Origin of the sequence: Streptomyces fuscigenes (genome assembly GCF_021556455.1) — a bacterium.
In the GTDB taxonomy this organism is placed as follows: domain Bacteria; phylum Actinomycetota; class Actinomycetes; order Streptomycetales; family Streptomycetaceae; genus Streptomyces; species Streptomyces fuscigenes.
Window position 1 is genome coordinate 1 of record NZ_JAKGCV010000229.1, and the last position, 8,861, is coordinate 8,861.

Annotated in this window: 9 protein-coding genes and 1 pseudogene; 5 read left to right on the plus strand and 5 right to left on the minus strand. The window is 75.5% G+C overall.

Translation table 11 applies throughout. The annotated features are described in order from the left end of the window. Both L1885_RS18155 and L1885_RS18160 read right to left on the minus strand, forming a co-directional pair. Positions 1-319, minus strand: a pseudogene (locus L1885_RS18155) (hypothetical protein); the annotation flags it as partial. A 314-nt stretch (positions 320-633) separates the two neighbouring features. Further along, entirely contained in the window at positions 634-1,242 is a 609-nt protein-coding gene (locus L1885_RS18160; RefSeq protein ID WP_235798183.1) for a DinB family protein, read from the minus strand. 107 nt (positions 1,243-1,349) lie between these two features. Between L1885_RS18160 and L1885_RS18165 the strand changes: the two genes are divergently transcribed. Next, positions 1,350-2,255, plus strand: a complete 906-nt coding sequence (locus tag L1885_RS18165; protein ID WP_235798184.1) for a Gfo/Idh/MocA family protein — start codon at positions 1,350-1,352, stop codon at positions 2,253-2,255. Here the strand turns inward: L1885_RS18165 and lnt are convergent. Further along, positions 2,179-3,846 carry an apolipoprotein N-acyltransferase gene (gene lnt / locus L1885_RS18170; RefSeq protein ID WP_235798185.1) on the minus strand — a complete coding sequence of 556 codons (1,668 nt, stop codon included), beginning with the start codon at positions 3,844-3,846 and terminating at the stop codon, positions 2,179-2,181. The two genes, L1885_RS18165 and lnt, sit on opposite strands and share 77 nt — an antisense overlap. A gap of 406 nt (positions 3,847-4,252) precedes the next feature. On the opposite strand from lnt, the gene L1885_RS18175 reads away from it, so the two are divergent. Genes L1885_RS18175 through L1885_RS18185 form a run of 3 tightly spaced genes read left to right on the plus strand, consistent with a single transcriptional unit; the run spans position 4,253 to position 6,411 of the window. Then, positions 4,253-5,146: an ATP-grasp domain-containing protein gene (locus tag L1885_RS18175; protein WP_235798186.1), complete on the plus strand. Its 894-nt coding sequence runs from the start codon at positions 4,253-4,255 to the stop codon at positions 5,144-5,146. Next, positions 5,143-6,054 (plus strand): ATP-grasp domain-containing protein, encoded by a 912-nt coding sequence (locus tag L1885_RS18180; RefSeq protein WP_235798187.1) that lies wholly within the window; start codon positions 5,143-5,145, stop codon positions 6,052-6,054. The genes L1885_RS18175 and L1885_RS18180 overlap by 4 nt, the downstream gene beginning before the upstream one ends. 33 nt (positions 6,055-6,087) lie before the next feature. Next, positions 6,088-6,411: a putative quinol monooxygenase gene (locus L1885_RS18185; RefSeq protein ID WP_235798188.1), complete on the plus strand. Its 324-nt coding sequence runs from the start codon at positions 6,088-6,090 to the stop codon at positions 6,409-6,411. 47 nt (positions 6,412-6,458) lie between these two features. Here the strand turns inward: L1885_RS18185 and L1885_RS18190 are convergent, their stop codons facing one another. Next, positions 6,459-6,635 carry a hypothetical protein gene (locus tag L1885_RS18190; protein ID WP_235798189.1) on the minus strand — a complete coding sequence of 59 codons (177 nt, stop codon included), beginning with the start codon at positions 6,633-6,635 and terminating at the stop codon, positions 6,459-6,461. Between the two features lie 129 nt (positions 6,636-6,764). Then, positions 6,765-7,637: an undecaprenyl-diphosphate phosphatase gene (locus tag L1885_RS18195; protein ID WP_235798190.1), complete on the minus strand. Its 873-nt coding sequence runs from the start codon at positions 7,635-7,637 to the stop codon at positions 6,765-6,767. A 157-nt stretch (positions 7,638-7,794) separates the two neighbouring features. Here L1885_RS18195 and L1885_RS18200 point away from each other — a divergent pair, with 157 nt between their 5' ends. Further along, a complete protein-coding gene (locus L1885_RS18200) occupies positions 7,795-8,847 on the plus strand; it encodes an enoyl-CoA hydratase/isomerase family protein (protein ID WP_235798191.1) in 1,053 nt (350 codons plus the stop codon). Positions 8,848-8,861 lie beyond the last annotated feature (14 nt).

An 8,861-nucleotide genomic window follows, 5' to 3' on the forward strand; every position in this document is an offset into this window, starting at 1 on the left:
CGGGCGCCGACCGGGGCGCCTGCCGGGGGACCCGGTCCCGTTCGGGCTCGTACGGTCGCGGGGCGGCAGCCGCGGTCCGGCCCGAGGGGGGCGCCGCGGGCGGCGACGACGGTCCGGCGAGTTCCAGCGCCTCCCGGGCCGGGGCCTGAACGACCTGGGGCCTCACGTTCTGGCCGTTGCCCGGGGCGGCCGTGCTGCCGGCCCGCTGGCTCTGCCCCGGCGGGCGGTCCGGGCCCACGGACACGCAGCCGGACACGGCCGTCACGGCCACCCCGGCCGCGCCGAGCAGGAGCATCGTGGTGGTTCTTGTTCGTCGCACGCCGCAACTCTGCTGGCGCGGGAACCACTCCGGGGCGCCCCTCGGCACAATCAACCCGGATGGATGATCTCCTCCACGCCGGGTGACGCCCGTCGCCCGGCCCGCACCGACCGTGCCCCGAACAGCCGCGTGACCAGGCCCTGATCACCCGCGCCCGGACCATCCGGACCTGATCACCCGCGCCGCGGTCGTCCGGGTCCGATCACTTCGGGCCCCGATCACGCAGGCCCCGACAACCCGGGCCCCGGCCACCCCGGGCCCCGGCCACCCCGGGCCCCGGCCTCCCCGGTCCCCGTCGCTCGGGCCTCCGCCGCTCAGGCTCCCGTGGTGCCGTCGAGCGCCTCGCGCAGCAGGTCCGCGTGTCCGTTGTGGCGCGCGTACTCCTCGATCATGTGCAGGTAGATCCAGCGCAGCGTGAACGGCCGACCGGTGTCGCGCTGCTTGCGGCCCGCGCCGGGGTCGTCCAGCGAGTGCGCGGCGGCCCGCCGCCGCGCGAGCGCGATCTCGGCCTGCCAGGTGGCGTACGCCTCGGCCCAGGTGTCGTCCTCGCCGGGCAGCAGGTCCCCGTCGGGGTCCTCGTCGGTGAAGTAGATGCCGGGCAGCTCCTCGCCGTCCAGCGTGCAGCGGAACCAGCCGCGCTCGCACTCGGCCAGATGCCGGACGAGTCCGAGCAGGCTGAGCCCGGACGGGCTCACGGGCCGCTGCCGCAGCTGCGCCTCCGTCAGGCCGGCGCACTTCAACGCGAGGGTGGCCCGGTGGTGGTCGAGCCACTCCTCCAACTGCTCGCGTTCGCCGGCGTCGCCGTGGGGCGCCGGGTTGCGGAGCGCGGCGGCGTCCTCGGGGGTCGCCGGCGGCACGTACTCGGGGGGCGGCCCGGAGGAGGGATCGGCGGGCGGGGACAGGCGCGGGGGCACGGAAGTCATGGGCGCCATCGTGTCCCGCCCGGCGGCCCGCGCGCGACGGGTTATCCGGCGCGGCGTGCCCCGGGCGGCCCACGTATGCTGCCGGAAGCTACCCCGGGAGGAACGTCGTGAAGGTCGGCTGCATCGGACTCGGCGACATCGCGCAGAAGGCCTACCTGCCGGTGCTGACCGCGCAGCCCGGCCTCGAACTGCACCTGCAGACGCGGACGCCCGCGACGCTGGAACGCACCGCGGCGGCGCACCGCATCCCCGCCGCGCAGTGCCACGCCGACCTGGACGCGCTGATCGCGGCCCGCCCCGACGCGGCGTTCGTGCACGCGCCGACCGTCGCTCACCCCGAGATCGTGGAGCGCCTCCTCGCGGCCCGCATCCCGACGTACGTGGACAAGCCGATCGCCGCGCACTACGCCGAGTCGGAGCGGCTCGTGCGGCTCGCGGAGGAGAACGGCACCTCCCTCGCCGTGGGGTTCAACCGCCGCTTCGCGCCGTCCTACGCGCAGTGCCTCGAGCACCCCCGCGAACTCGTCCTGCTGCAGAAGAACCGCGTCGGGCTCGCCGGGGAGCCGCGTGAGGTCGTCGTGGACGACTTCGTGCACGTCGTGGACACGCTGCGGTTCCTGGTGCCCGGCACCGTCGACCACACCGACATCCGGGTGCGGGTGCGCGACGGGCTCGTGCACCACCTGGTGCTCCAGCTGTCCGGCGACGGTTTCACCGCCATCGGCACGATGAACCGCTGCAGCGGCTCCACCGAGGAGATCCTCGAAGTCTCCGGCCAGGACTCCAAGCGGGCCGTGCACGACCTGGCGACCGTCGTCGACCACAAGGGGCAGCCCACCGTGCGCCGCCGCGGCGACTGGGTGCCCGTCGCCCGCCAGCGCGGCATCGAGCAGGCCGCCCTCGCCTTCCTCGACGCGGTCCGCGCCGGCCGGACGCTCAGCGCACGGGACGCGCTGGAGACCCATGAGCTGTGCGAGCGGGTGGTGCGGGCGGCGCAGGCAGAGAGCGCCTGAGCCGCCCCGGCCGGGAGCCCCGGCCGCCGCGCGCCCCGCGCACCAGGCAGAAGCCCGCCACCACGGCGCCCGCCACGTACAGGATCCAGTCGCCGAAGCGGTCGTACAGCGTCGTGCCGTGTGCCGTCGGCACCGCGTAGAGAGCGGACGTGCTGCGCCCCGTCGACAGCTGCCGTCCCACCCGCTCGCCGTGCGGCCCGAAGGCGGCGCTGACGCCCGTGAGCGTCGCGTGCACCACCGGGCGGCCCGTCTCCGCGGCCCGCAGCGCGCCGAGCGACGCGTGCTGGGCCGGCGCCCAGGTGCGGTCGAACGTCGCCGTCGAGGACTGCACCACCAGCACCTGCGCGCCCGCGTCGGCGAGATGCCGGCTCATGTCAGGGAACGCCGACTCGAAGCACACCAGCGGCCCGACCCGCAGGGACCCGCCGTCGTGGCGCGGCACCGTCATCACGACCTGGCGGCGCCCGGCCACCCGGTCCGAACCCGCGGCCCTGCCCACGGAGGTCACCCAGCCGAGCAGCGACCGCGCCGGCACGTACTCCCCGAACGGCACGAGCCGCATCTTGTCGTACGCGGGTCCCGTCGGCCCCTTCGGCCCGATCAGCGTGCTCCGCTTGAAGATGCCCCGCCGGCCCCACGCGTCCGTGTCGGGCGCGTCGACGTTCACCAGCAGGTCGGCTCCGACGGTGCGCGACAGCGCGCTCAGCCGCCGGCCGAGCGAGGGATGCGTCGCCAGACGGTGCGTCACCCCGCTCTCGCCCCACACGACCAGGTCGGCCCGGTCGCCCGCGACGCGCCGCGTCAGCGCCTCGCCGCGCGCGAAGCGCAACTGCGGTGAACCCGCCGCCCGCGAGACGATGCCGGGCTGGACCACCGCGATCCGCGCCACCTCCCCCGACTCGGCGGGCAGCGGCGCCCACGCCCATACCGAGGCCGTCGCCACGGCGCCCATCCCCAGCACCGCGGCCGCCGCCGTACGCGCGGGCGCCGACACGACGAGCAGCGTCACCGCGACGTTCACCACGACCACCGCGAGGCTCACCAGCCACACCCCGCCCACCGACGCCAGCCGCAGCGCCGGGGTCACCTGCCACTGGCTCGCCCCGAGCACGCCCCAGGGCCCGCCCAGCCCCTGCCACGACCTCACCAGCTCCACCAGCAGCCACCCGGACGCGATCACGACGGGCGCGGCGAGGGCCCGTCCGGCGCGGGGCGGGCCGCCCGGGCCGCCCAGCAGCGCGCGCACCAGCACCCCCCACGGCGCCCACAACAGCCCCAGCAGCGCCCCCAGCACCACGATGAACACGTGCAGGCTCCCGAACAGCCAGTGGTGCACGGCCACCATGTAACCGGCGCCGCCGAGCCAGCCGTACAGCGCGGCGCGTCCCCGGGTCGGCGCGCCGCGCACCAGCAGCAGCCACGGCACCAGCGCCACGTACGCGCACCACCACCAGGAGGGCGCGGGGAACGCCAGGGCGGGCAGCGCCCCCGCGACGAGGGCGGCCCCCGGGCGCCACCGGGCGTGCGGCCGGGGCCGCTCGCCGCGGGGCCCGCCGTCGCGCCGTTCGACCACACCGACCGGGACCGCCATGCCGAGCCTCCTCGCCGCGCGTTCTGCCCTTCCCGCCATCCCTACCCGCCTCGGGCGCCGCCGCCGGCCGGCTCACACGGCTGCCCCAGTCCCCGCCGCGGCCGGCGCCGGGGAGCATCCGGCCGCTGCCCGCCCTGCTCCCGCCCGGTCCGCCGCCGGTTCCCCGTGGCGGCGCCGCGGATTTCCGTGCGTGCGGGGGCCCTTGGTCGTCACCACCCGGCGGGAACCAGTTCATGACGGGGTATCGTCCGCGCAACGGGGGGCGCCGGGCGGGTCCACCCACCCCGGCGGGGGCCGGTGCGGTGGGCGGGCACGCGATGGCTCATGATCTCTCAGGTGTCCTGCGGGGCCGGGCGTCCGCCCGCGCCCACCAGGCATCTGACATACGGGTATACGGGGTTTGCCGATGAGACTCTGCTTTCTGGTGGAGGAGCAGTACCGCCACGACGGCATGCCCGTCGAGGTCATGCGCCGCCTGTCGGCATGGGGGCACCACGTGGACGTCCTGCGTCCCGGCAGCTCGCTCGTGCCGCTCTCGGACGCGGTCCGCGCCGGCAGCCACGACGCGTGGGTGCTCAAGACCGTCTCCGGCGGCCCCGGGCTGACCCTGCTGGAGGGCGCGGCAGCCGTCGGCCTGACCACGGTCAACGACGCCCGCGCCATCCGCGGCGTACGGGACAAGGCGCTGGCCGCCGTCATCGGCCGCAACCACGGCCTGCCGGTCCCGGTCACCTACGCGGCCGCCCGGTGGAGCGCGCTGACCGAGATCCCCGACTCCGCGTTCCCCCTCGTCGTCAAGCCCGCCGACGGCAGTTCGGGCCGGGGCGTCCACCTCGTCCCGACGCCCGAGCGACTGCGGGAGATGGCCGCGGTGCGCGCCGACGACGGCCTCCTGATCGCGCAGCCCTACGTGCCCAACACCGGCCTCGACCTCAAGGTCTACTCGGTGGCGGGCGAGCTGTACGCGACCGAGCGCCGCTCGCCGCTGCACCCCGACCGGGCGCCGGGGGAGCGCGGCGTCGCGCTGCCGCGGGAGGTCGCGGCGATCGCCGCCCGCGTCGGCGAGGTGTACGGGCTCGACCTGTACGGACTCGACGTGCTCCTCGGCCCGGACGGCCCCGTGGTGGTCGACGTGAACGACTTCCCGAGCTTCCGCCAGGTGCCGGACGCCGCGTCCCGGGTGGCGCGGGCCGTCCTGCGCCTCGCTGGCGGCACGGCCTCCGCCGGCCCGGCGCCGCTGCGGCAGGAGACCCCGCGCCTGCCCGCCCAGATACCCGTGACGGCGGGCGAGGACCGATGAGGATAGGGCTCGTCACCTCCCGGCCCGACCATCCGCTGCTCGCCGGCGCCACGGCGCTCCTGGCCCCACGGCACGACGTGCGGTGGCTCGACCCGGAGCGCGGCGGCGCACCGGACGCGCAGGGCCCGCCCGCCGACGTCTACCTGCTCAAGGCGCACACCCCGGCGGCCCTCGCGCTGGCGAGGAGCCTGGAGGAGCGGGGGGCGCCCGTCCTCAACACGGCGGCCGCGACGGAGCTGTGCCAGGACCGGGTCGCCATGGCGGACCTGGCGACGGGCGCGGGGCTGCCGTTCGCCGCGACCCGGCCCGTCGCCTCGCTCGCCGGGCTCCTGGACGAAGGGGCGCCCGGGTATCCCCTCGTGGTCAAGAGCCGGCACAGCCGCAGGGGCGATCTGGTGGCGCGCGCCGACGGCCCCGCGGATCTGCGCGGGCTCCTGCCCGCCTGGCGCGACGAACCCGTCGTCGTGCAGCCGTTCACCGAGAACAGCGGCTGGGACCAGAAGATCTGGGTGATCGGCGGACGGGTCTTCGCGGCCCTGCGGCGCTCCGAACTCGCCGGGGACCCGGAGCCGGTGACCCAGGACGCAGAGGGCGGGGAGGCCCCCGGCCGTGGCGCGGCGGGGGACGGCGGCGGCCCGGCGGTCCTGCCGCCCGGCTGGGCCGCCCTGGCGCTGCGCGCGGGCGGGATCTTCGGGCTCGACGTGTACGGGGTCGACCTGATCGACGCGGGCGGAGGCACGCCCCGGATCGTGGACGTCAACGCGTTCCCCGGGGCGCGCGGCCAGGACGGCGCGCCGCGGGCGCTCGCCGCGCTGGCGCTGCGGGCCGCCGAGGAGGGCGCCGCGGGGGCGCGCGCGTGGCGGCGCTCCTCCGTACCCGAACCTGGCGACCGGCCCGCCGGGGGCTGATGCCGCGCCGTACCTCTCGCCTACAATGCCGGGATGATCTTCATCACCGTCAAGTTCCCGGTCAAGCCCGAGCACGCGGAACAGTGGCCGGAGAAGGTGGCCGACTTCACGGCGGCGACGCGCGCCGAAGAGGGGAACCTCTGGTTCGAGTGGTCGCGCAGCCTGGAGGACCCGAACACGTACGTGCTGGTCGAGGCGTTCAAGGACGACGCGGCGGCCGCGCACGTGAACTCGGACCACTTCAAGGCGGGCATCGCCACGATGCGGCCGCTGGTGAGCCGCACGCCGGACATCGTCAGCACCACCATCGAGGGTGCGGACGGCTGGAGCGCGATGGGCGAGCTCAGCGTCGACTGAGCGTCGACGGAGGGGGCCGCCGCGGGCCGGGCGGGAGCGCCGCCGGTTCAGGCCGCGCTGTCGACGTGGCCGACGGCTGCGGCCCACTCGAGCAGCAGGACCTCGTAGGCCTCGGCGGGCCACGCCCCGTCGGCCGCATCGACCAGCGCGCGGATGCGCTCGTTGGTCGCCGCGGCATCGGACGCCCCGCGGGGCGTCGCCGGGCTTGCGGAGGACTTGGACATGAGCACAGCCTAAAACCTGGATCCGCACGATCGTGACCATTCCGTGAGCGTTCTTGGTCACACTCCGAGACGGAATAGTGCTGCGCGTCACGTCCGGCCGGGGCAACCCCGGGGCCGCCCCGGCCGTCGTCAGGCCGCCGACTCGCCCGCGTGCGGACTGAGCGTGTCCGTGCTGACCAGGAAGAACAGGGCGATGCCCAACGCGATGCGGTACAGCACGAACGGCAGGAAGGACTTCGAGGAGATGAACCGCATGAACCAGGCGATCACCGCGTAGCCCGAAGCGAAGGCGACCAGCGTCGCGAGGATCGTCGGCCCCCAGGAGACGTGCCCCTGCCCGGCGTCCTTCAGCTCGTACGCGCCGGACGCCAGCACCGCGGGCATCGCCAGCAGGAACGAGTACCGGGCGGCCGACTCGCGGGTGTAGCCGAGGAACAGGCCGCCGCTGATGGTCGCGCCCGAGCGCGAGACGCCCGGCACCAGCGCGAGGGCCTGGCAGCAGCCGTAGACGAGGCCGTCACGCACGCCCAGCTCGCGCAGCGTCTTGCGCTCCCTGACCGCCCGGTGCCTGCCGCCCGACTCGTCGCGGGCCGCCAGCCGGTCCGCGACGCCGAGGACGACGCCCATGCCCACGAGCGTCGCCGCGATGAGGCGCAGATCACGGAACGGGCCCTCGATCTGGTCCTTGAACGCGATGCCCAGCACGCCGATGGGGATCGATCCGACGATGACCAGCCAGCCGACGCGCGCGTCGGGGTCCGAGCGCATCGGACGGTCCACCAGCGAGCGGGCCCAGGCGGAGACGATGCGCACGATGTCCCGGCGGAAGAAGATCAGCACGGCGGCCTCCGTGCCGATCTGGGTGACGGCCGTGAAGGCCGCTCCCGGGTCGTGCCAGCCGGCGAACGCGGCCGTCAGCCGCAGATGCGCGCTGGAGGAGACGGGGAGGAACTCGGTGAGCCCCTGTACGAGTCCGAGGACCACGGAAGCGAACCAGGACATGGAAGACATGGGAAAGCCGGCCGCCAGGAGTCGAGGTGCGGAGGGAGGGTCGACAGCAGCAGCGTACCGTTTGTAAAGGAAGTGCAATGTCGCACCTCGGAAGACCGGCGCGGCAGGCCGGAGTTCCGGGGGCCCGAGGCGAGGAACCACCCCCACCATGGCGTCAGAAGATCCGGTACTGCTCGGCAGGACGGGCCACGCGGCCCTGCTCACCCTCAACCGGCCGAGAGCGCTCAACGCGCTGACGCACGGCATGGTCGGGATGATCGACGCGGCCCTGACGGCGTGGCAGCAGGACGACTCCGTCAAGTGCGTGGTCGTGGCCGGAGCAGGGGGCCGGGGCCTGTGCGCCGGCGGGGACGTCCGCGCCGTGCGCGAGGACGCCCTCCGAGGAGGCCTCACCTCACCGGCGTTCTGGCGCGACGAGTACCGGCTCAACGCGCGCATCGCCCGCTACCCCAAGCCGTACGTGGCGTTCATGGACGGCATCGTGATGGGCGGGGGCGTCGGCATCTCCGCCCACGGCGGCGTACGGATCGTCACCGAGCAGTCCCGCGTGGCCATGCCGGAGACCGGGATCGGGCTCGTGCCCGACGTGGGCGGCACGTTCCTGCTGTCCCGCTCGCCCGGGGAGCTCGGCACCCATCTCGCCCTGACCGGTGCGGCGGTGGGCGCGGCCGACGCCGTCCTGTGCGGCCTCGCGGACCACGTCGTGCGCTCGGTGGACCTGTCGGCGCTGACCGCCGCGCTCGGCGAGAGCACGCCCCGGCAGGCCGTGCGCGCGTTCGCCGCGGAACCCGCCGAGGGCGAACTGGCCGCGCACCGCGAGTGGATCGACGCCTGCTACGCGCCGGACGACGTCGAGGAGATCGTGGCCCGCCTGCTCGACCACGGGCGCCCCGCCGCGAAGGAGGCGGCGCAGACGATCCTCACGCGCTCGCCCACGGCGCTCAAGGCGACGCTCGCCGTGCTGCGGGCCGCGCGCGCCCTGCCCACCCTGGAGGCGGCGCTCGACGCGGAGTACCGGGCCTCGTGCGCGGCCCTGGCCCTGCCGGACCTGCCCGAGGGCGTGCGCGCGCAGATCGTCGACAAGGACCGCAGGCCCCGCTGGAACCCGGCGGGCCTGCACGAGGTCGGCGACGCCGACGTGGCGCGGTTCTTCGCCGAGCCGCCCGGCGGCGGACTCGGCCTGGCCGCCGAATCGGCCTGAGGCGCCGGCCGGGG

Excerpts from the sequence above, each read along its gene's own strand:
- L1885_RS18160 (WP_235798183.1), bottom strand. The coding sequence starts at position 1,242 with ATGACTTCCGTGCCCCCGCGCCTGTCCCCGCCCGCCGATCCCTCCTCC.
- L1885_RS18190 (WP_235798189.1), bottom strand. The coding sequence starts at position 6,635 with ATGTCCAAGTCCTCCGCAAGCCCGGCGACGCCCCGCGGGGCGTCCGAT.
- L1885_RS18180 (WP_235798187.1), top strand. The coding sequence starts at position 5,143 with ATGAGGATAGGGCTCGTCACCTCCCGGCCCGACCATCCGCTGCTCGCC.
- L1885_RS18200 (WP_235798191.1), top strand. The coding sequence starts at position 7,795 with ATGGCGTCAGAAGATCCGGTACTGCTCGGCAGGACGGGCCACGCGGCC.
- L1885_RS18185 (WP_235798188.1), top strand. The coding sequence starts at position 6,088 with ATGATCTTCATCACCGTCAAGTTCCCGGTCAAGCCCGAGCACGCGGAA.
- lnt (WP_235798185.1), bottom strand. The coding sequence starts at position 3,846 with ATGGCGGTCCCGGTCGGTGTGGTCGAACGGCGCGACGGCGGGCCCCGC.
- L1885_RS18195 (WP_235798190.1), bottom strand. The coding sequence starts at position 7,637 with ATGTCCTGGTTCGCTTCCGTGGTCCTCGGACTCGTACAGGGGCTCACC.
- L1885_RS18175 (WP_235798186.1), top strand. The coding sequence starts at position 4,253 with ATGAGACTCTGCTTTCTGGTGGAGGAGCAGTACCGCCACGACGGCATG.